Annotated in this window: 17 protein-coding genes and 1 pseudogene; 14 read left to right on the top strand and 4 right to left on the bottom strand. The window is 47.1% G+C overall.

The annotated features are described in order from the left end of the window. Positions 1-410: 410 nt before the first annotated feature. The 10 genes from alaS (at position 411) to MKY85_RS23155 (ending at position 12604) form a co-directional block, all read left to right on the top strand. Positions 411-3041, top strand: a complete 2631-nt coding sequence (alaS, locus tag MKY85_RS23200; RefSeq protein WP_342570871.1) for an alanine--tRNA ligase — start codon at positions 411-413, stop codon at positions 3039-3041. 241 nt (positions 3042-3282) lie between these two features. After that, the gene (locus MKY85_RS23195; RefSeq protein ID WP_036616950.1) at positions 3283-3543 is read left to right on the top strand and encodes an IreB family regulatory phosphoprotein; all 261 of its coding nucleotides are present in this window, start codon (positions 3283-3285) and stop codon (positions 3541-3543) included. Between the two features lie 125 nt (positions 3544-3668). Then, entirely contained in the window at positions 3669-4085 is a 417-nt protein-coding gene (gene ruvX, locus MKY85_RS23190; protein WP_036616953.1) for a Holliday junction resolvase RuvX, read from the top strand. A 12-nt stretch (positions 4086-4097) separates the two neighbouring features. Then, entirely contained in the window at positions 4098-4400 is a 303-nt protein-coding gene (locus tag MKY85_RS23185; protein ID WP_278298550.1) for a DUF1292 domain-containing protein, read from the top strand. Continuing rightward, positions 4401-4715, top strand: coding sequence for a DUF1292 domain-containing protein (locus tag MKY85_RS23180; RefSeq protein ID WP_339236954.1), 315 nt, complete (start codon positions 4401-4403; stop codon positions 4713-4715). Between the two features lie 75 nt (positions 4716-4790). Next, positions 4791-5831, top strand: a complete 1041-nt coding sequence (gene mltG, locus MKY85_RS23175; protein ID WP_342570870.1) for an endolytic transglycosylase MltG — start codon at positions 4791-4793, stop codon at positions 5829-5831. Positions 5832-5845: 14 nt separating this feature from the next. After that, positions 5846-6775, top strand: coding sequence for a peptidase U32 family protein (locus MKY85_RS23170; protein WP_339236949.1), 930 nt, complete (start codon positions 5846-5848; stop codon positions 6773-6775). Between the two features lie 17 nt (positions 6776-6792). Next, entirely contained in the window at positions 6793-8121 is a 1329-nt protein-coding gene (locus MKY85_RS23165; protein ID WP_339306070.1) for a U32 family peptidase, read from the top strand. 240 nt (positions 8122-8361) lie between these two features. Next, positions 8362-10644, top strand: a complete 2283-nt coding sequence (locus MKY85_RS23160; RefSeq protein WP_339256970.1) for a methyl-accepting chemotaxis protein — start codon at positions 8362-8364, stop codon at positions 10642-10644. A gap of 148 nt (positions 10645-10792) precedes the next feature. Next, positions 10793-12604 (top strand): penicillin-binding protein 2, encoded by a 1812-nt coding sequence (locus tag MKY85_RS23155; RefSeq protein ID WP_342570869.1) that lies wholly within the window; start codon positions 10793-10795, stop codon positions 12602-12604. On the opposite strand, the gene MKY85_RS23150 is transcribed toward MKY85_RS23155, so the two are convergent. Further along, entirely contained in the window at positions 12583-13779 is a 1197-nt protein-coding gene (locus MKY85_RS23150; RefSeq protein WP_339236939.1) for an AI-2E family transporter, read from the bottom strand. The two genes, MKY85_RS23155 and MKY85_RS23150, sit on opposite strands and share 22 nt — an antisense overlap. 175 nt (positions 13780-13954) lie before the next feature. Between MKY85_RS23150 and MKY85_RS23145 the strand changes: the two genes are divergently transcribed. After that, on the top strand, positions 13955-15358 hold the full coding sequence (locus MKY85_RS23145; protein ID WP_342570868.1) for a polysaccharide deacetylase family protein: 1404 nt from the start codon (positions 13955-13957) through the stop codon (positions 15356-15358). Positions 15359-15474: 116 nt separating this feature from the next. Here MKY85_RS23145 and ilvD read toward each other — a convergent pair whose 3' ends face one another. The 3 genes and pseudogenes from ilvD to MKY85_RS23130 all read right to left on the bottom strand — a co-directional run bounded on the left by ilvD (position 15475) and on the right by MKY85_RS23130 (position 18881). Further along, positions 15475-17160 carry a dihydroxy-acid dehydratase gene (ilvD, locus tag MKY85_RS23140; protein WP_074096200.1) on the bottom strand — a complete coding sequence of 562 codons (1686 nt, stop codon included), beginning with the start codon at positions 17158-17160 and terminating at the stop codon, positions 15475-15477. 314 nt (positions 17161-17474) lie between these two features. Further along, a pseudogene (locus MKY85_RS23135) lies at positions 17475-17717 on the bottom strand (general stress protein); the annotation flags it as partial. 123 nt (positions 17718-17840) lie between these two features. Beyond that, on the bottom strand, positions 17841-18881 hold the full coding sequence (locus MKY85_RS23130) for a fucose 4-O-acetylase (protein ID WP_342570867.1): 1041 nt from the start codon (positions 18879-18881) through the stop codon (positions 17841-17843). Between the two features lie 222 nt (positions 18882-19103). On the opposite strand from MKY85_RS23130, the gene MKY85_RS23125 reads away from it, so the two are divergent. The 3 genes from MKY85_RS23125 (at position 19104) to MKY85_RS23115 (ending at position 21682) form a co-directional block, all read left to right on the top strand. Further along, a complete protein-coding gene (locus MKY85_RS23125; RefSeq protein ID WP_339256961.1) occupies positions 19104-20069 on the top strand; it encodes a sugar kinase in 966 nt (321 codons plus the stop codon). An 89-nt stretch (positions 20070-20158) separates the two neighbouring features. Then, positions 20159-20824 carry a bifunctional 2-keto-4-hydroxyglutarate aldolase/2-keto-3-deoxy-6-phosphogluconate aldolase gene (locus MKY85_RS23120; protein ID WP_017686833.1) on the top strand — a complete coding sequence of 222 codons (666 nt, stop codon included), beginning with the start codon at positions 20159-20161 and terminating at the stop codon, positions 20822-20824. Between the two features lie 93 nt (positions 20825-20917). Beyond that, positions 20918-21682 carry an alpha/beta fold hydrolase gene (locus MKY85_RS23115; protein ID WP_342570866.1) on the top strand — a complete coding sequence of 255 codons (765 nt, stop codon included), beginning with the start codon at positions 20918-20920 and terminating at the stop codon, positions 21680-21682. The last annotated feature ends 61 nt before the right edge of the window (positions 21683-21743 follow it).

Below are 21743 nucleotides of genomic sequence, written 5' to 3'. Positions count from 1 at the left end.
CTGCGTTGACACCCGCTTGTGCTACCGATATAATGAGTGTGTATGTTTAGAACATGAAATCGATGATGAAATAAAGTACGCCGAGGGTTCCTTTCCTCAGAGAATAGACTTCTTCGGATCAGGGTGAACCTGAACTGATGGCTGGAAGAGTCTTGAAAGATGAAGCGGCAGAAAGCTAATTTCGGAGTGCAGGACAACCCTGCCGGGAGCGACCGTTATTTCGCATGAACGAGGAGATTGTTTGTTTATCTACGCAGCAAGGGATAAACAGCAATAACCAGGGTGGTACCGCGATAACATCGTCCCTGATTATTCAGGGGCGTTTTTTGTGTTTATTTTTACAGAAAACAATGTTGACCAACCGGAGCGAATACGCAACGGACTATTATAATTTAATGGGGGCATCCAGTATGAAAGCCAGTGAAATCCGGTCCAAATGGATAGAATTTTTTGCAAGTAAAGGTCACAAAATCGAGCCGAGCGCATCGCTCGTGCCTCACAACGATCCTTCCCTTCTGTGGATCAATGCAGGTATGGCACCGCTCAAGCCTTATTTTGACGGACGTGAGAAGCCGGAGAACCCGCGTCTTGCGAACTCCCAGAAGTGTATCCGTACCAATGATATCGAGAATGTCGGCAAAACGCGTCGTCACCATACGTTCTTCGAGATGCTCGGTAACTTCTCTATTGGAGATTACTTCAAGGAAGAGACCGTAACATGGGCGTGGGAGTTCCTGACCAGCAAAGAGTGGATCGGTTTCGATCCGGAGCGCCTTTCCGTAACGGTATATCCGGAAGATGAGGAAGCATTCAAACTGTGGAACGAAAAAGTGGGACTGCCTGCTGAGCGTATCATTAAATTGGATGAAAACTTCTGGGATATCGGCGAAGGTCCATGTGGTCCTTGTACCGAGATCTTCTATGACCGCGGCGAAGCTTACGGAAACGACATGAGTGATCCTGAAATGTATCCAGGTGGGGAAAACGAACGTTATCTGGAAGTATGGAACCTGGTATTCTCCCAGTTCAACCATAACAAGGACGGCAGCTACACACCGCTTCCTAACAAAAACATTGATACAGGTGCAGGTTTGGAGCGTTTTGCTTCCATTCTGCAAAATGTGGATTCCAACTTTGACACAGACCTGTTCCAACCGATGATTCAAAGAACAGCCGCTCTTGCGGGTGTGAAATATAACGACAGTGTCGAAATCGATGTTGCACTGAAAGTCATTGCCGATCATATCCGTACCGTTGCCTTTGCAGTAGGTGATGGCGTGCTGCCAAGTAATGAAGGGCGTGGATATGTCATCCGCCGCCTGCTCCGTCGTGCGGTTCGTTATGGAAAAGTGCTTGGACTCGACCGTCCATTCCTGTATGAACTGACTACAACGGTTGGTGAAGTGATGGGCATGTACTACCCTGAGGTCGTAGACAAACAAGAGTTTATCGCCAAAGTGATTAAAACGGAAGAAGAGCGCTTCCACGAAACACTAACAGATGGTCTGGCGATTCTGGCTGATATTAGCGGTACTGCCAAATCCGAAGGACGCACGGTTATTAGCGGACCTGAAGCTTTCAAACTGTATGATACGTACGGTTTCCCGTTTGACCTGACAGAAGATTATGCTGCAGAGCATGGTCTGACTGTGGACCGTGAAGGTTTTGATGCTTCCATGCAGAAGCAACGTGAGCTTGGACGTGCTGGGCGTCAAGAGAGTGAGAGCATGAAAGTTCAAGGTGGACCACTTGCTGAGCTGGAGGTTAAAAGCGAGTTTGTTGGTTATACTGACCTGTTGACGGAAGCAAAAGTGGTAGCCATCGTCGCTGGTGACGCCCTTGTTGAAACCGTAGGCGAAGGACAAACGTGTCAGGTTGTTCTGGACAAGACTCCGTTCTACGCGGAAAGTGGCGGTCAAGTGAGTGATCAGGGCTTGTTGCGCGGTGCTGGTGTAACAGCGAAAGTACAAGGCTTGTTCAAAGCTCCACTAGGACAACACGTACATCTGGTAACGGTGGAGTCCGGTGAACTGCGTGTAGGTGATGTGATTAACGCTGAAGTGGATGCAGCCAAACGTGGCGACATTATCAAAAACCATACGGCGACCCATTTGCTGCACAAGGCACTCAAAGATGTGCTCGGCACACACGTAAACCAGGCAGGATCGCTCGTAGAGCCACAGCGTCTGCGGTTTGACTTCTCTCATTTCGGCAGCATTACGCCGGAAGAGTTGACTGAGATTGAGCGTCAGGTGAACGAACAGATCTGGAATCGTCTGAATGTGAACATCGAACTGAAAGCTATTGACGAAGCCAAAGAGATGGGTGCGATGGCCCTGTTTGGCGAAAAATATGGAGATATTGTACGTGTTGTTCAAGTCGGAGACTACAGTTTGGAACTTTGTGGCGGCTGTCACGTAAATAATACTTCAGAGATTGGAATCTTCAAATTGGTAAGCGAGAGCGGAATCGGCTCCGGCGTTCGTCGGATCGAAGCTGTAACTGGCCGTGGCGCATATCTGTATGTGGAAAGCCAGTTGGAACTGCTCAAGCAATCAGCAGCACTGCTCAAAGCAAATGTGGCTGATGTACCCAAACGGATTGAAGGTCTGAACCTGCAACTGAAAGAAGCTGCAAGAGAGACGGAATCCCTGCAAAGTAAGCTGAGTGCCATGGAAGCTGGTCAACTGACCGATCAAGTGGTACAAGCAGGAAATACTCAATTACTGGCAGCACGCGTAGATGCTCCGAACATGGATGCACTGCGTACAGTGGCAGATGAGCTGAAAGTAAAATTGCCTAATGCAGTACTCGTATTGGGTGCTCCGGCGGATGGCAAAGTGAATTTTGTTGTAGCGGTACCTGCTGAACAAGTAAAACAAGGATTGCACGCAGGTAAAATCGTCAAAGAAGTCGCAGCAGTATGCGGCGGCGGTGGCGGTGGACGTCCAGATATGGCACAAGCCGGAGGCAAGGATGCTACCAAGCTGGATGAAGCGCTGAAACTGGCGGTTTCATTGGTTAGTGGGCATACTGCATAATCCATTGAGCAGCTTATCATCGTCAAAATATAAATCGAAATGGTTCTGTTCATTTGTATTTTGTACCTGAGAACGACTGAAATCCAATGATGCAGTATGCTGAAGCCAGTAAAGGACAAGCAAAAAACACAATTGCCTTATCCTTTGTTTACTTGTGGCAGTCAGAATATGTTATTATATAAACAGAAATCAATTCGGCAGGACATGGTCCCCATGTTCATGCAGGAGCGAGGTGTCATCAATGGACTCCATGGATAAGACGGTTAAATTTAATGTGAAAGGTGACGAACAGGAAGCATCATCCAAAGAGATTCTTCTCACGGTATATGATGCACTGGTCGATAAGGAGTATAATCCGATCAACCAGATTGTTGGGTATCTGATTTCCGGAGACCCGGCATACATTCCTCGTCACAACAACGCACGTAGTCTGGTCCGTAAAAAGGAGCGCGATGAGCTTATTGAAGAGCTTGTACGTTCCTATCTGGCCAATCACCGGTAATGTACGCCGCTTCCGCTGTGTTGCAGCCATGCAAGCAGCGGGAAATGAACCGACAGAATACAGCCTGAAGCTTGAGAAGGCGATGTTGAATCGACCTGAGCAGGCCCCAGGATGGGAGAGCATGGATGAAAATATTAGGTTTGGACTATGGGGACCGAAGAATCGGAGTTGCCGCGAGTGACGCCTTCGGTTGGACTGCCCAGGGATTGGAAGTACTTGAACGCCGCCGTGATGAAGGCGAGTTCGCTCGAATTGCCGAACTTGTGCGTGAGCATGAGATTAGTGAAATCGTAGTGGGACTTCCCAAAAACATGAACGGCACCGTAGGACCGCGCGGTGAGATATGCATTGCTTTTGCCGATCGCCTGCGGGATGAACTGAATTTACCTGTTCACCTTTGGGATGAACGGCTGACAACCATGGCAGCAGAACGTACGCTGATCGAAGCGGATGTCAGTCGGAAAAAACGCAAGCAAGTTGTGGACAAAATGGCCGCAAGCTTGATTTTGCAAAATTATTTGGATGCCAATAGTAGAAGGTGAGGGGGATCAACAATGGCTGAAGATCAACTGGGTATGGAAGAAGAAGCGGAAATCATTTACATTGCGGATGACGAGGGTAATGAAGAGGAATTCGAAGTCATCATGAAGTTTGAAGTAGACGGTTCGGAGGCCAAGTATATGATGGTTGCTCCGGTTGAACCTGAAGATGGCGAAACGGATGTATATGCATTCCGTTATGAAGAAGAGGGCGACGATATCAAACTTTTCGTTATCCAAGATGATGCCGAGTGGGATATCGTCGAGGAGACGTTTAATACATTTCTTGCTGAAGATGATGAAGAGGAAGCGAACTAAATGACGGAATATAGCCGCAAAGACCTGAAATGGACAGATTCACTGCGTCTGGCATTCGGTGCTCATGTTGAGCTCGAGGAAGAGAACGGTAAATCACAACCGTATGACTTGTTGGCTGAGTTCGAAGTGAACGGTCAGCAATATGCGGTGCTCCGCAGTTCGTTGCGACCTTATGACGAGGTTGAACTTCTGCGGGTATCACCTGGAAGTGAGAACCAGATCATGCCAGAGTTAGTTACGATCGACGATGATGATGAGTGGGAGAACATCTCAGAACTGTATGATGAATGTACACTCCCCATTGACGAAGATTAATCAGCTTCAAATTGAAGAAACCGGGAGGGCGGAGAAGTCCGCTCTTTTTGGTTGTGTAAAGGAGTTGTTTCTTTTTTGAAAGGGAAAGCAATAGTAGTCATACTGCTTATCATTGTAGTTCTTGCCGGAGGCGCAGGTGTTTACGTATGGAGTATGATGCGTCCTGTGGAAGCTTCTACAGAACCGGTCGTATTCGAGATTAAGAGCGGATCGGGAACTTCAAAAATCGCGGATCAGCTTCAAGAAGAAGGCCTCATTCGAAGCGGGTTAACCTTTAAAGGGTATTTAAAGTGGAAAAAACTAGGATCCAATTTCATGGCGGGTACATATTCTATGAATCCTGGCGTGACATATGATGAGATTGTTAGCAAGCTGAGTAGTGGTGAAGTGGTACCGGAGGAAATGGTGAAATTCACGATTCCAGAGGGTTATAATGTTCTGCAAATGGCGGGCAAGCTTTCTTATGAGCATGTTCTCGATCGGGATGAATTCATCAAGCTGGCCAATGATCCTTCGGCCTTCGATGTAGATATCCTCAAAGATATTCCAGTGGATGAAGAACTTCGCTACGTATTGGAAGGGTATCTCTTCCCGGAGACCTACGAGCTGAAAAAGGGAAGTTCCACGCATGATGTGATGCAACGTATGCTGGAAGAATTCCAGACCAAGATCAATTCTATCCCGGATTTGGAAGCCAAGCTCCAAGAGAAGAATCTTTCCCTGCACGAGCTGCTGACCATTGCGTCACTGGTGGAGAAAGAAGTTGTAGTGGATGAGGAACGTGCACTGGTTGCAGGGGTAATCTACAATCGGATTAATCAGGATATGAAGCTAGAAATTGATGCTACCGTGCAATATCTGCTCGACAGGCCAAAGGAGCGATTGTATTACAAGGATCTGAAGGTGAAAAGTCCTTATAATACGTATCTGAATAAAGGCCTGCCGCCGGGTCCAATTGCGAGTCCAAGTCTTCCGTCCATTGAAGCAGCACTAAATCCGGAAGCATCGGAGTATCTGTTCTATGTGACAAAAAAGGACGGCTCGTCTGGACATCTATTTGCCAAAACGTATAAGGAACACCAGCAAAATATAGCCAAAAGTAAGGCTGCGCAATAAGCGGAGGGGATTATATGAGTAAGAAACATGAACTGCTCGTTACAGCAGCGAATGTGAAAGAGGCAGAAGTGCTGCTCCAGGCTGGAGCAGATGCTCTGGTCATTGGAGATGATCGATTCGGTATGCGTCTTCCAGGCAGCTTCAGCGTGGAGGAGACAGCAGAGGTGGTTGCCATTGCAGCCAAACATCAGGCGCGGGTGTATGTATCCATGACGAATCTGATGTCCAACGAGCTGTTGAAAGAATTGCCCGAATATGTTCAATCACTTGGCAGAATCGGTATTGACGGTGTGGAATTTAATGATCCATCCGTGCTGGCTACCATGAAGGAATATGCTCCACATGTGAAGCTGCATTGGAATGCGGAGATGACTTCGACGAACTATGCAACAGCTAACTATTGGGGGACCAAAGGAGCGAGTCGCGTTGTGCTTGCCCGTGAGTTGAATATGGACGAGTTGACGGAGATGGTTCCTTTTCTCAAGGTGGAAGCTCAGGTTCAGGTACATGGCATGACGAATATATATCACTCCAAGCGTAGCCTGGTGCAAAGTTATATGGCTCATCAAGGACGGCCAGTCGAGGGACATCTGGGCAAAGAACGTGGATTGTTCCTGATCGAGGCTGAACGCCGGGATGAGAAATTCCCGATCTATGAAGACATTAACGGCACACATATTATGAGTTCGGAGGATATATGTATCCTCGAAGATCTTCATCTGTTGATGGAGGCGGGTGTACACAGTTTCAAAATTGAAGGTATCCTAAAATCACTAGCCTACAATGAAGCTGTTGTACGTGCATATCGGACAGCGATTGACAGTTATGTTGCCGATGCTGACGCATATGCGTTCTCCGAAGAGTGGCTCGATGAGGTACGGGAGTTACAGGATCCTGAACGTGAATTGTCGTTTGGATTTTTCTATAAAGAACAAGTGTATTAATAGACGAGGTGAACAGAATGGAAACAGTGGCGGTACAGCGGAAGTTCTCGGGTAAACGTAACCGTCTGGACAAACCGGAGCTGCTAGCTCCGGCGGGTAATCTGGAAAAACTGAAATTTGCAATCCATTACGGTGCAGATGCCGTATATATCGGTGGACAGGCCTATGGACTGCGTTCCAACGCGGACAACTTCAGCTTTGAAGAGATGCGTGAAGGTGTGGAGTTTGCCAAAAAGTATGGAGCCAAAGTGTTCGTAGCGACGAACATCTATGCACATAATGAGGATATTGAGGGTATTGAAACATACCTGCAAAATCTCTATAATGCTGGAATCTCTGCGATCATCGTAGCTGATCCGGCTATTATTGAAGTAGCCCTGCGTGCTGTGCCAGGTCTTGAGGTACATCTGAGTACGCAACAATCCACACTCAACTGGCAGGCTGTGAAGTTCTGGAAAGATGAAGGACTTCCACGGGTTGTTCTCGGACGTGAGACCAGTTTCGAAGAGATTGAAGAGATCAAGGCAAATGTGGATATTGAAATTGAAGCCTTTATTCACGGGGCAATGTGTTCCTCGTATTCCGGACGTTGCGTGCTCTCCAACCATTTTACGGATCGCGACTCCAACCGGGGCGGCTGTTGCCAGTCTTGCCGCTGGAAGTATGATTTGTTTGAGGATGCGAGAGAAGATGCAGTGTGGGTTAGCGAAGAGGACATGCAGATGAAGACACCTGCACCATTCAAACTGGGTGAGAACCAGCTTCCCCTGTTTCAGGAACAGGATAATTCATTCTCCATGGGATCAAAGGATCTGTGCATGATTGGCCATATTCCCGAGTTGATTGATGTGGGTGTGGACAGTTTCAAGATCGAAGGACGTATGAAATCGATTCACTACGTGGCAACCGTGGTTAACGTATATCGTCAAGCCATCGATGCCTATATGGCAGATCCGGAGAATTATGTTCTGAAACCTGAGTGGGTTGAAGAAATGAACAAAGCGGCGAATCGCCCGCTGAATACCGGGTTTTTCTATGATACACCAGACCATGAAGATCATATCTATGAACCGGAAGAAAAAGCCGTACCTTTTGACTTCGCTGGATTGGTTATGGGGTATGATGCCGAAACAGGAATGGCAACCATTCAACAACGCAATCACTTCAAACCAGGACAGGAAATCGAATTTTTTGGTCCGGGAGGTCACTTTTTCAAACAGGTGGTCGGCGAAATACAGGATGAAGAAGGCAATGTTCTAGATGCTGCTCGTCACCCTTTACAGCTGGTTAAAATGAAAGTGGATCAGCCGGTTTCGTATTTTGACATGATGAGAAAAAAGAAGTAGGTTCAAATACCTACAATGAGCCAATTTAGTATTATGATTTAACAAAATAGTGTTATGAAATCAACAGGAAGGACCTCCGTTATCGGCATATGGGGGTCTTTTTTTTATAGAAAAATAGGAATAAAGTTGTAAAAAATTTCTGGGAAATGAAAGGTGAACGAAGAAAGCTGTCGAATACTACATAATTATAGGGGAGAGACACAAAAATCTAACAAGTAAATAACTGGCAGGTGAATGGGATTGGTTCAAAAGAAGCAGAAAGACAGTGGAGAGCAAGTGACAAAAGATGAGCAGGTTAATCCTGAGCAGGTTCAGAAAGTGAAGAAAGAAAAAGTAGGTAAAAGTAAAATTACAGGGAATGGGAAAAAATTACTTAAGCTTGATCGTAGTAAACTGAAGCTGGGCTGGATCAAGACCGATTGGGTAAAGAAACAATTCAAAAACCGGGATTGGAAAAACCTTGGGGGAGCTTCTTTTAAACAAATTAGGAAGGCAAATCCGGTAAAATCCGTAGGGGTTAAACTGTTCTTGATCTTTTTTGCGGGGATCATGATTTTTGTAGTGAGTTTGGGTCTATTATCCTATTCAAAAGCCAAGGGTACGATAGAGAAAAATGCTTCGCGTGCCAATCAGGAGACCATTGATCAGACCAAACAAAAAATGGACATTATTTTGGAGAGATTTGTGGATACATCCACACAGATTTTCTTTGATCCGGAAATGCAGTCCTTGCTGCAAAAGATGTCAGATAAGAATCTGACTGCGTATGATACATTTGTGAATTCAAGTTCAATCAACAAGCAACTGTCCAATGTTGCATTTACAAATAAATCTATGGAAGCGATTTATTTGGTGCCTACAGACGAAACAAAGTCCGTTATGGGTACGGGCAACAACAGTTCATCCATGGGCGGTATTCGTCAGGAAGCATGGTACACTGAGTTGATTGAGTCGGGCGGTTATCGCTGGCTTCCAACCGAGGTCAAGGAAGATGGCTCAACGCCAACGTTCAAAATTGCACGTTCCATGAAAAACTTGCAGGGGACTACTCAGTCGTATGTTCTGGTTATTGAGCTGAAGCTGGAAGTTTTGGAGGAACAATTGAAATCGCTTGATCTGGGGCCAGGAGCTGTTCTTCAACTGATTGCTCCGGATAATAAAGTGGTCGCATCCTCCATCTCGGATGGTACGGGACAAGATACAGATCTTGCATTTGTCAAAGAGTTGACCGAACCAGCAGGTAGCACGAATACGAAGTATCTTGTAGATGGAAAATCTACGGAAATGCTGGCTGTATACAGCACGATGGATACATCCAATTGGAAACTGGTTGGTATGATACCTACCTCTGTGTTGGTTCAGGATGCAAAAGGCATTCTGACCCTGACCTTGTGGATGGCGCTGGTTGATGCGGGGATTGCAGTATTGATCGGGGTCTGGATGGTGCGTATGTTTGCTCGTCCACTCGGCAAACTGAAAGACCTGATGCAGGAAGGTGCTAAAGGTAATCTTAAAGTTCGAACACCGTACAGCTCCCAAGATGAAATCGGTCAGCTCTCTACCGCCTTTAATCTGATGATGGAGCAGATTACGAAGCTGGTTGAACAAACGAATCGTTCTGCGCAGGAAGTATTGGATACGGCGTCTGAGCTGAGCAGTGCATCCAAGAAAACGGCTGTATCCGCTTCGGAGATTGCCGTAGCCACAGAAGAGATCGCAGGCGGTGCAGGCAGTTTGGCAACCGAAGCGGAACGTGGCAATGAATTAACGGACAATATCTCTCGTCAGATGCAGAGTGTAATCGCTACTAATGAACAGATGGGTGATTCTGCTCGTCATGTAGAGAAGTCCAGTCAGACAGGAACACAACATCTGAATCAGTTGATGACCAAAACTCAGAAGACAGAAGAAATGATTGGTGCACTGGTGAATAAGGTAGATTCGCTGAAAGAGAGTACATCCTCTGTTCTTAAAGTGCTTGAAGTGCTGCAAAATATCACAAAACAGACGAATATTCTTTCCCTGAATGCAACCATTGAAGCAGCACGTGCCGGTGCAGCCGGACGCGGATTCATGGTGGTGGCTGATGAGGTCCGACAGCTCGCGGCTCAATCCAGACAATCCATTGAAATGGTTGGAGAGATCACAGACAAAATCATGACCGAAATGAACGAGACCGTGGATGCTTTGTCTGAAGCCTATCCGTTATTTAAGGAACAGATGGATGCGGTTAAAGATACCAACGTCATCTTTGCTTCTGTGCAGGAACAGATGGGGGCATTTGTGGAGCGTCTGGGCATGGTGACAGGTTCCATTGGAGAATTAAACCAATCTCAAGCTACGTTGTCTGAAGCCATGAGCAATGTTAGCGCTGTAGCTGAAGAATCTTCTGCAACGTCCCAAGAAGTAGCTTCCTTGAGTAGTGAACAGCAAAATATCAGTAATCAGCTGGTAAATCTGTCTGGTAAGCTGGAGAATGTGTCCACGGAACTGAAAGAAACGTTGTCACGCTTTACGGTGTAACAAAAAAATAAAGCATATCCGTGAAATATGCGGATTAATATTGCTAAGGAGCCTGTCCCGTACATGGGACAGGCCTTCTTGCTGTTTACCGGATAATTCCAAGCTGTATTAGCAATAATATGTCAAAACGACAAAGGGTGAGACTGGGATGCATCTCCTTGCGAAACGGCGAATCTATATAGCTTGTATTATGCTAACTCTTGTCTTTGGATTGCTTATATTGCGATTGGGATGGGTCCAGATCGTTCAGGTGAATCAGACGATGCCTGGATTTCACCGAACGGTACGTGAAATGTCCGTATTGCAGCGTGAACGCGGGGTGATGTTAGATCCGGGCCGTGGACAATTTACGGATTACAAAGGTGAGGCATTGACGGGTAAGCTGCAATGGGGCTTGGTTCTTTTCCCACAGGCAGTGCCATCAGGTACACTACGCAAGCAAGAGGCATTAGAAGGCTCAGAGATGACGCAGTTGGCAGCTATATTACATACCGATCTGGATCAATTGAAGAAGGAATGGAATCGGGAAAATGCACCTCATTTCTGGACAGCAGGTGCAACTCAGCCTGTTCATTTGACAGCTGCTCAGGTGGAGTGTCTGCGTAATCTGCACCTGCAAGGAGCGGGTATCTATCCAATGATGACAAGGTATCTTCAGGGGCATACGGGAATGCAGTGGATGGGTTATCTGGCTGAACAGCCTGAGTCCTCCAGAGCTCTAACTGGGCATCAGGATGAAGTAAAACAGCCATTTTCCATGAAATCAGGGGCAGCTGGACTGGAGAGGACACTTGAACCCCTGTTGAGGGGAATTGGTCCTACGCTTGTATCACGTATGGTCTCGGGTAGTGGGAAGATTATCCCTGAAATTCAGCCGCACGTTATTGCACCGGCCAATGGCCATTATCCTTTACGTGTAGAAACGACTGTGGATGCCAAGTTGCAGCGTGGATTGGAGCAGTTGACAGAAGAAGCTGGCTTACAAGAAGGGGCCGTTGTTGTGTTAGATGCGGCTAACGCAGATGTTCGCGCCATGATTTCAAGTCCATTCTATCAGCCACAACATGTGGACCCCAAACAATCGGCCTGGGGAAATCGTGCAGTACAGGGAGCCGTCCCGGGTTCCATTTTCAAAATTGTCACTGCGGCTGCTGCGCTGGAATACCATGCGGTTTCTCATGGAGAAGAATTTCATTGTGGTGGTGAGTATGGAAAGTATGGTTTGTCCTGCTGGAAAGAGCATGGGCATGGTAACCTGAATCTGGAACAAGGATTTGCGGAGTCTTGCAACATCGTATTCGCGGAAACGGCGCGCAGGCTTAGTATGGAGCAACTGGAGAACACGGCAGATCGTCTGGGACTGGCGCGACCTGTTGGTTGGGAGGGGAAAAAGATGGCAGGAATGCCCGTCTTGCGACACTTTGATCACGAAGATCACGGGCGTGTGCGAACAGAAGCTGTTTCTTCTGGTGATGAAGGTGCGAAAATACAGACAGCCATCGGTCAGCGAGATGTGCTGGTCACACCGCTGCAAGCCGCCAATCTTATTGTGACACTGTTACATGATGGAAAGGTTAGTGCCCCACGTCTCGTTAAGAGAATCCGATATGCGGATGGTGGCACCATGCTCGAGATGCCCTTGCATGATTCTCCTTCAGCCGCAGGGCAGATTGCTCCCGCAACTGCGCATAAACTGTTATCCTGGATGAATAAGGTAGTCCGTGAGGGAACAGGAAAATCCCTGCAGCGTGCGCGGTGGCATGTTGCAGGGAAATCAGGTACAGCTCAGGTACAGAAACATGGGGAGAAGCGTAATCATCAATGGTTCATCGGTTACGGACCGATAGAACAACCCAAGTACGCCGTAGCTGTGCTTGTTCAAAATGTCTCTCCAGACAGCCATCATCAGGCGACAGCTCTCTTCAGGAAGGTCATGGACTATTTGGCTGGGTCCTCGTGATCCTTCGCAGGAACAGGCGTATGCATCGCGGACTCGGCAGAACTCGTTGAGGCCGTGCTAACGGGCGGGTCCATAACCAATGGAGAAGATTCAAATTCATCTTTTGGCAGGTGAATCCACTTTTGCAGGTACCCTTGTTGTAATAGTTCTTTCAAAAGGATCAGCAGCACTGGAGATAACACTACACCAGCCAGGCCGAAGATCGAAAGGGAGATTAGCATGAACGAAAGCATCAAGTACGCCGAAGATACACCAATCGAGTTACCCGATATCTTCGGTTCCAACAATTGTCGTGTCAGCATCGTCACTGCAAGAATCACAATCAGGCCGATGGCCAGGCTGCTATTGCCTATAATGAACAAGTAGATAATCCATGGAATGAATACAACAGGAACCCCTAGCAATGGTACCAGATCAAAAACTGCACAGACGACTGCAATGGTAAAGGCGTTAGAGGTTCCCAAAATCAACAAACCTGCATAAATCAATACGAACGTAATGAGCATCATGATCATCTGTGCCTTCAGATACGAACGGATCGTCTTGAACACGTGATTACGCATGAATTCAATAGCTAACTTCAAGGTTTTGGGCGTCTTCGCACGGGCAAACTTGCGCCAGGATTCAATCTCGATACTGAGAAAGAAGGCCAGAATAATCGCAATTCCGAAGTTCGTAATAAATGAAGAGAATGAACTGAGGAAACCTACAATGAATTGCGCTCCGCTCGTTACCCATTTGGAAAGAAAGCCGGTCAGTGTTGCAAAATAATCATTCGCTTTATCCATAATTCCATCAGGGAGAGCGTCTGACTTGTCCTGGATGAATAACACCAGATTGGTAAACTCACGCTGTATCATTTCAATGTATACAGGAAAATTATCTTGAAGATTGGATATCTGTGAGATAATAATCAAGCCCACACCAAAAAAGGCCGCGATAATTATCGCGAGAAATAACAGGACGGATATGGCAGCTCCAAGCGTCTTGGGCAGTCCTTTGCGATGTAGAAATTTGGCTAATGGCTCAATCATCCAGTACACGATAAATGAGAGAAAAACCGGTGCAGCGATTTGATATAATTGGCTAAAACTGTACATGATGACGTACACGGTTAATACGAGTAAAGCGATATCAAAGACAGTTCGCCCGTATTTTTTGTAAAGCGGTAGCATGGACATGGCTCCTTTGCAGGCAGATCATTATAATGTATATATTGTACACGATAGCTATCTTTTTGGGAAAACAGGATTCAAGAAAAGTCTGAACTATGATAAAATTAAAGGCGGTTTATTTTTGATAGTGCCATAGCGCACCGTAATTCAGCAGGAGAAGTGGGGAGCTTGCAACATGACAACGATACTTCAGAGTATTCTACTGTGGTTATTGTATCTTTCATCCTTTTACGCCTTTATTCCAAGTTTGATCAGCAGGCTTTTCGGTTTTCGTGTATTTAGACGGGGGAGAAGTGATACACAATTTGCATTAACGTTTGACGATGGGCCAGATCCGCTGTATACGCCGAGATTGCTCGATCTGCTTCGTCAGCATCAAGCAAAAGCAACATTTTTTGTCGTGGGAGAACATGCCGCGAGTCATCCTGAACTCATTCAGCGCATACATGACGAAGGCCACCTTATTGGCATTCATAATTATATTCACAAAACGAACTGGCTCATGCGGCCGCGTACGGTTCGTGACCAGATTCAGCGAACAGGTCAGATTATCCATGAAGTAACCGGTGTTAAAACTTGTTTTTATCGTCCACCATGGGGCATTATGAATCTGTTTGATTTTTTCAGCAAGAAAGAACGAAAGATTGTACTGTGGTCTTCCATGTTTGAAGACTGGAGAAGCCGAGTAGGTGTCCAGCGACTGACCGAACGGATGCTGAAGGAGTTAAGAGGCGGAGAGGTCATGCTGCTGCATGATCGAGGAACGACTCTTGGTGCTGATGCACACGCGCCGGAGCAGATGCTTCAGGCGCTGGAGGTCGTATTGCAGGAAGCTGAAAGGCTGGGCCTGCAAAGTGTACGTGTCGATACGTTGATGGGAGGTGTTACAGTGAGCGAATCTCAGAACAAGAATCAGCCACAGACAACGTTAAAGCTATGGAAGCGGATCGTTGTTGCCTTATGGCTTGGCTGGGAGAAATTGTTCCACTGGGTATATCATCTGCGGACGGCTTCGCCTGAAGATCCCATGTTACACTTTCGATCTCGTGTATATCACGGAGCACGAATGGAGATGAGCGATGGCCATGTCATCCAAAACGGAGATCCGGTCATTGAATTGCATTTTGACAATCAGAAGTTGTTCGAACTTGGGGTGACTTCGCGTTCAAGTATGCATTTGGCTATTCGTATGATCCGCACGATGGAACAGCAACTGCCGGATTTGGCACATATGGTGGCGCTCGATCCTGAGTTACGCTCTGCCAAAGCCATATACGGTGTAAGTATGATAAACAGAGGTCCTGAAAAATTTGGATTTACCATACAAGAATTGCCCCCTGGACCGTTCAGCGCTGCATCCAAAGTATACCTGAAACTGCTCTTAAGTGTGATCCATCCGGCAGGAACCAAACGCTTGAAACAGCGTACAGAACAATTGGTACCCAAGATGATTGCCATGCCGCTGGATATATTGTTGGAACGTTACGGTCAACATACGACACAGGTGGCTGCAACGATAGAAGAATCCAGAGATGAATCGTTGTTAATTGAACAAGAGATATTGCCAGAGCGGAACTAAACGGACTAATTACACCAACCAGCAAAAGAAAAGGGTTGCCCTTCGCCAGATTTGGCAGAAGAGCAACCCTTTATTTATTAGATTGTTTCCAATAGGTCAAGTATGGAATACGTAAATTAGATACTCAGTACGCCACCATTGCTTGCATTGGTAACCAGTTTGGAATAACGAGCCAGGTAACCGGTTTTTACTTTCGGTTCAAAGCCTTTCCAACCTGCGCGACGACGTTCAAACTCTTCGTCACTGATGTGCAATTCGATGATACGGTTGTTCAGATCCAGCTCGATGATGTCTCCTTCTTCAACAAAGGCGATTGGACCACCTTCAGCTGCTTCTGGTGAGATATGTCCGATACTGATTCCGCGGGATGCGCCAGAGAAGCGTCCATCGGTGATCAGACCAACTTTGGCACCAAGCCCCATACCAACGATCTGGGAAGTAGGAGCTAACATCTCAGGCATACCTGGTCCGCCTTTTGGTCCTTCATAACGGATGACAACAACATGTCCTTCTTTTACTTTGCCGTTAGCAATGCCTTCGAGCGCTTGCTCCTGGGAGTCAAAGCAGATAGCAGGACCTTTGTGGTATCCACCAACCGAAGCATCAACCGCACCAACTTTGATGATAGCGCCTTGTGGTGCAAGGTTACCAAACAATACAGCCAGGCCGCCTTTTTCGGAATGCGGGTTATCCAAGTGGTGAATGACATTGGTATCCTGGATTTCTTTTCCTTCAACGTTCTCGCGAATCGTTTTACCAGTAACCGTAATACAATCCCCATGAATCGCGCCTGGTTTCTTGAGCAATTCGTTAAGCACTGCGCTTACGCCGCCTGCATTGTGAACGTCTTCGATGTGAAGATCGGAAGCTGGTGCAAGTTTAGCAAGATGCGGAACGCGGTTAGCTACTTCATTGATGCGTTCGATTGGGTACTCGATGCCCGCTTCATGAGCCAGTGCCAGCGTGTGCAGTACTGTATTCGTAGATCCACCCATCGCCATATCCAGAGCAAACGCGTTATCGATCGCTTCTACAGTAACGATATCACGTGGTTTCAGATCCATTTTGATAAGTTCCATCAGTTGTTTAGCAGATTGTTTAACAAACTCACGACGCTCAGGAGCAACAGCCAGGATGGTTCCGTTACCTGGCATCGCCAGTCCCATCGCTTCAGCCAGACAGTTCATGGAGTTTGCTGTGAACATACCGGAGCATGATCCACAAGTTGGACAACCGAACTGTTCAAGTTCAAGCAAGCTCTTATCATCGATTTTACCTGCTTGGTAAGCACCTACGCCTTCAAATACGGAAGTCAGGGAAAGAGCTTTACCATTGCTGTCGCGACCGGCTTTCATCGGTCCACCGCTGACAAACACGGTAGGGATATTACAGCGGAGTGCACCCATCATCATGCCGGGTGTAATTTTATCGCAGTTCGGGATACATACCATGCCGTCGAACCAGTGAGCAGATACAACGGTTTCCACGGAGTCCGCGATAATGTCACGGCTTGGCAGCGAGTAACGCATACCAATGTGTCCCATGGCAATTCCGTCATCTACCCCGATGGTGTTAAATTCGAATGGAACGCCACCGGCTTCACGAATAGCATCCTTTACAATTTTACCGAATTCCTGAAGGTGGACGTGGCCGGGCACGATATCGATGTAAGAGTTACATACGGCAATAAATGGCTTGCCGAAATCCTCTTCTTTAACGCCCGCTGCGCGGAGCAAACTCCGGTGCGGTGCACGGTCAAAACCTTTTTTGATCATATCGGAACGCATCTTCTTGGCTGACATGGTGTGTTTCCCCCCAAATATATAATATTGAGCAACATGAATGGAAAAGTAAATGGCAGTGTCTGTCGTTTAATTTCATCCGTACTCTAAAAAAAAGATCGGTTTGCCGGTGTCGAGCTCCCCGTAGTTTGTGAAATTCTTTGCTGCTTTAAACCCGTGAACACCCGGTTTTTCTATTGAGTCTATCACAACCATCGTCATATTTCTACAATCAATAGAAAGAAGCCTCAAACCATTTTCATGGAATCAGACTTCTTGATTTGCGGGAAAACTATGATCATGTTTCGATGTGGGAGCGGAAATCATTAGTTGCTTCCGCCTTTGCGTCCAATCTCACGATAGAATTCCTTATTATGGGTTTCGGAGGTTGCTTCGCCGCCCTTGCGGCCAATCTGCTTGTAAAAGTCAGTGTCATGGGCATCTGAAGTCGCTTCTCCACCTTTTTTTCCAATCATCTGATAGAAGCTTCGATCATGGTTCTTGGAGGTGGCTCTCCCACCTAATCTACCGGCTTCCTCACGGCTCATCTTGCGTTCTGACGTCGGTTGACGTGCCATTACAAATCACTCCTTACAACAATAAGTTGTTTTTTGTAGCGCGTATCCCTAAATTACCACATCATTTCCAGCCTGAAACAAAAAACAAGTGAGAATCGATGGCGAAGAAAATCCGTCAGAGAATTAGGCCGACCGTTTAAACACCTCATGTCGATTGAAAGAAAAGCGGGATATATCCGGTTCAATCAAGGGTTTGAACGTGTGACGAACAGCCGGCAGAGCCAATGTGACTGCGAAGAGTAAGGCGATGACAAGTATGACTGGAATATACGCCGAGCTTCCCATATAACTGTAGACTCCAGACCAGATTGCGAGACGAACGAGAAAACCATGCAGCAGGAATACATAGAGTGTGCGTTTTCCAAGGTCCGTCAGTCTGGAAGTCAAGGAGGGTACCCAGGCCAAGAATAGTGCTGCCGATCCGATTTCCAGCAAATAGATGCCAAGTCGGAAGATGCCTGCATACCATTCGTGGTGGCCCAATTCGGCGTATGTCATGCTGCCGAGTAACCATCCCGATGTAATATTTAAACCGCCATACCCGATCCATACCAACAATGCAGCGGAGAGGACGGCTGCGGTTCTTCGCCCCCAACCGGATAATAAACGAGAACGGATGGATGCCCCATAGTCATAACCGATGACAAAGAACGGCAGGAACACAAACGTACGGCTGAAGCTGAGCCAGAATCCGTCGATGGGCAAATACCCGGCAATGACACCGAGCGCAAGCGATCCAATCAGCCGATATATCGGTTTCCATGAAATCGTCAGACGAAGCAACAGTCGCCAACAGAAATGACTCGCGAGAAACCATAACAGCAAATAAGGTGCAAAGAAGGATAGCCGCATATGAGGTGTGTGGAACACACTAAAGTCCATCAATGCGTATAAGGACTGAAATAGCACATATTGCAAGGCAATCTGTTTCAGGACGTTTCGCCCCGAGGCCCCTTGAAGTGAGTGTGTCGCAAAATACCCGGTCACCCATACAAAGAGTGGCATGTGAAACGTATATATCCACAAGAACAGAGCTTCTGCTCCTGCAAAGCGTGTGATGAGTGGTTCCAGTGCATTACCGGCAAGGACACAGACGATAAGCATAAAGCGCAGATTGTAAAAGAAAGATTCCTGATCATCCCGGATCAGTGTCTGATTTTTCATGGTGTAGCCCCCTTATAGACCCTAGCTGCAAGGTCATTTGCATCTGTAATAAGGGTAATACGGATGTACATTATCTATTGTGATTTAATTCACATTAGTAAGCGTTATCTTTTCTCAAAGCTGTGACAACAAAATGAACGCTCCGGGATTGACAACGGTTGCATAGAGGATGACAATAGTAACAGAAGATGAGGAAATGTAACGATAAGGAGGGAAGAAATCATGTCAACGAGTCCCAATCCAAGCCCGGAAATTATTACGTTTGGGGAGAGTATGGGTTTGCTGACTGCCAAAGATACAAGAGGGCTGGAATATGCAGCCACACTGGACAAGTCGTTTGGGGGTGCCGAGAGCAATCTGGCTATTGGTGTATCCCGGCTTGGGCATACCAGTGGCTGGTTTGGACGTTTGGGCAATGATCCGATCGGCAACATGATTCTGAAAGCCATTCGCGGTGAAGGTGTAGATGTATCACGTGCAAGGTTAAGTGATCACGAGCCCACTGGTTTGATGATTCGTGAGAACGCTTCCGGGAAAGCCTCGGTACATTATTATAGGAAGCTATCGGCAGCAAGTGCGATTACACCAGATGATCTAGATCCCGCATATATTGCCGGAGCTAAGATATTGCACGTTACAGGTATTACAGCCGCCATTAGTTCGTCTGGACTTGAAACGGTAGAAGCTGCCATACATATTGCCAAACAGGCAGGTGTGAAAGTAAGCTTTGATCCAAATCTGCGTCTCAAACTGTGGTCAGCGGATGAGGCCCGTCCGGTTTTACTGCGTCTGGCTGAACTGGCGGACTACTTTTTACCGGGTCTGGATGAGATGAAACTTCTATACAACGAAGAAAATGATCAAAAAGTACTTGAGCGTTTATCTGCCATGAATGCTGTGTGCATCGTGAAGGGTGGCCCTGATTTGACCTACGTATTGGCGAATGGTACCCTAACGGAAGTTCCGTACTTTAAGGCGGATCATGTTCTGGATACGGTAGGAGCAGGAGACGGATTCTGCGCGGGATTTTTATCAGGTCTATTAAAAGGATACTCCCCGCAGGAAGCAACTCGTCTCGGCAATTTGACCGGTTCCATGGTTATACAGGCTGTTGGCGATTGGGAGGCGCTCCCGACGTGGGGGCAGGTCGAGGCCAAGCTGAACAACGTTGCCCATGTTGAGCGCTAGTCGCTGCTGAAATCATATATGGCTCATCTTCGTTCTTCAAATGTAAGGCTTGTATACACAACCACCACATTGACAAGGGAGAGAATGAAATGAAGAAGCTTCAGCTGTTGCAAAAGATTACGGACAATGGGGTTGTGGCAGTTCTGCGTGCAGATTCTGCGGATCAGGTCATTGCCATGGCCGAGCAAGCGATTGCGGGTGGCATTAAAGTTATCGAGATTACGATGACCGTACCCAGTGCACTCAAAGCCATTGAAAAATTAAGCCGTGTATACCATTGGAACACACAAGATCCAGAGAAGTTCGCGATTATTGGTGCGGGAACGGTGCTAGAACCGCAAACGGCAAGAGCGGCCATCATGTCGGGTGCCGAGTTTGTCGTCGGTCCTTCCCTGAATCCGGATACCGTTCAGATCTGCAACCTGTATCGAATTCCGATCCTGCCTGGTGTGATGACGATTGCTGATGTTCAACGCGCCTTGGAACTTGGTGTGGACATTGTGAAGTTGTTCCCGGGTAATCTGTACGATCCTTCGATTATCAAAACGATGAAAGGTCCTATGCCGCAGGCGAATTTTATGCCAACTGGTGGAGTATCCTTATCTAATCTGGGGGATTGGATCAAGGGTGGAGCGGTGGCTGTAGGGATCGGCTCCGACTTGACATCGGAAGCTGTGAAGACGGGTGACCTGAGTCATGTCCGTCGCAAAGCGGAACAATATATGGATGCTTACCGCAAGGCCAAGGCTGAATAATATTTTTTCAATCCGGAGAGGGGAGCCTGATTAACGAAGGCTCCCAATTCTGTGAGCCGCGGCACCTGCGGAAGTGAAGAAAGGTGATTAACGTTGAGAAATCGGTATAATACAGGGCGCAAGAAGAGGGGCATCGGGAAATTCCTGCTCGTACTTCTGGCGCTCATTGTTATTGGATGTGGATTTGTTGCGTGGAAATTATTCACACCATACGGTCCACAGGAAACAGCTCAAACGGCCATGGAAACAGTCAATCAGGTGACGGTGAGCGAACAAGAGAACTGGATTGATTTTGCGCCAGACAAACCGGCGGGTAAGAGTGTTCTTTTCTACCCCGGCGGACTGGTAAAACCGGAAAGTTATGCACCACTTGCCCATGAGCTGGCTGCTGCTGGTCATCACACGATTATTGCCAAGATGCCAGTTAACCTGGCAGTGCTCAAGCCAAACCTGGCAGATGAGATTCTGGCCGCATATCCAGATGAACAATTCGTCATGGGTGGGCATTCTCTTGGTGGGTCCATGGCTGCACGTTATGTAGCATCGCATCCTGATGCACTACAGGGCATCTTCTTCCTGGCATCTTACCCGGATGAAAAAGGAAGCGTAAAGTCACTCGGAATACCTGCTTTATCTATTCTGGGTACCAAAGATGAGGTCGTGAATGCTACGAAGTATCAGAGTGGACGGATTTATCTTCCGGAAGATACGGTATATTACACCATTGAAGGTGGAAACCACGCCCAGTTTGGTGATTATGGTCATCAAAAAGGGGATGGCGAGCCGGAAGTGAGTGGAGAAGAACAGCTGAATCAGACCGTCAAGACAGTCCTGGGTTGGTTAAGTACCATTAAGTGATCTAGATTAATCTGTCTGCATTGAGGACTGTATGCATTTATAGCATAACTTGATGGAGGTG

The organism is Paenibacillus sp. FSL R5-0749 (assembly GCF_038595085.1).
GTDB lineage: Bacteria > Bacillota > Bacilli > Paenibacillales > Paenibacillaceae > Paenibacillus.
This window is presented reverse-complemented; position numbering and strand designations above follow the sequence as displayed.